This window comes from Italian clover phyllody phytoplasma str. MA1, assembly GCF_000300695.1.
GTDB lineage: Bacteria > Bacillota_I > Bacilli_A > Acholeplasmatales > Acholeplasmataceae > Phytoplasma.
The window spans coordinates 1-1,265 of record NZ_AKIM01000050.1; the positions used below are offsets into that span (position 1 = coordinate 1).

Sequence of the window (1,265 nt, forward strand, 5' to 3'; positions counted from 1 at the left end):
ATTATTTTTTTTAATCTTAGAAAAGAAAAAAAGACTAACTTAATAGTTAGCCTTAAAGAATTTTTAAAAAGTAAAAAGTGTCTAAACTTTTGGAACAGTTCAACTCCATAATGAAAAAAAGCGATTTATAAAGTGATTTATATTTATATTAATTTAGTGTTTAGATGGATAAGTAAAGAAATTTTGAGCTAAAGAGTTTCTTGACATATCAAGAGGAACAAAAATACTTTCTTCCCCTGTTAAACGTTTAGATATATCTTTTTTTATTTCTTCTAAAGTAGTAGAATCTTTTAAAATCCAATCAATAATAGATGTTTTAATAAAATACTTTCTTTTTTCATCAGAAGGAATTAATACTTTTGTTTTAAAAATATCATAATCTTCTTTTCTGTATTCTTCTTTTACCGATATTTCTTGTTTTTGTTCTTTATTGCTATTAGAAACATTACAAGCAAAAACATTATATTTTGAATTTGTCAAAATATAACTTAGAGAAAATAAAATTAAACAAAATAAAAATTTTTGATTAATAAATTTAAATTTTTTACAAATTGACTTCATTTTTTTAAATCTCCTATTTTTAATTTTAATATTTTAGAAAAAAGAGTTAAAAAATAATTGTATTGACTACGACATCAACAATAAATATTAATTTTGAACAAAATAAATGTTAAAATTGTTAATAACCTTATAATATGTGTTCATTCGTAGTACATATATGTAGGGTCATTTTTGTTATATTAAGTCAACATCAAAAGTATAAAAAAAATAATTATGAAATTTTATCTCACCAAAAGAAACGATTTATATAACTATCCATGAAAGGATGAGTAAACATGCAGATATTCAATTACAACACAGATCAATTGATTGATAAATTAATTGCCCGCGTCACTTTATATTATAACATTACTGAAAACCACTTTCAACAACATAATTGCCATTAAAGATATTTATTTTAGTTTTGGCAATCTATTAAACAGTACTGGAATAATAATTAATTTCATTTTTGCTTTATATTTTATATTTTAATCTTTCTTACCTTTTTAGTTTTTATCGTTTTTATCTTTAATATTATCAAAACAATCATCAAATGGATCTTATTACCTTTTAAATTAACCTCGTTGGATTATTTCTAAAATTATAATTAAATTATTCCCCTAAATCATTTATTAAATAACCAACCCAAACTAATAAACAATCAATACCAACAGTTGTGATTAATAAATATCATTTAGATAAATTACAAAAAAAATATCCGAAAT

At 20.9% G+C, this 1,265-nt stretch carries 1 protein-coding gene; it reads right to left on the reverse strand.

What is annotated here, in order from left to right:
- Window positions 1–153 precede the first annotated feature (153 nt).
- Window positions 154–480 carry a hypothetical protein gene (locus tag RI01_RS02240; protein ID WP_152411629.1) on the reverse strand — a complete coding sequence of 109 codons (327 nt, stop codon included), beginning with the start codon at window positions 478–480 and terminating at the stop codon, window positions 154–156.
- Window positions 481–1,265: the final 785 nt, after the last annotated feature.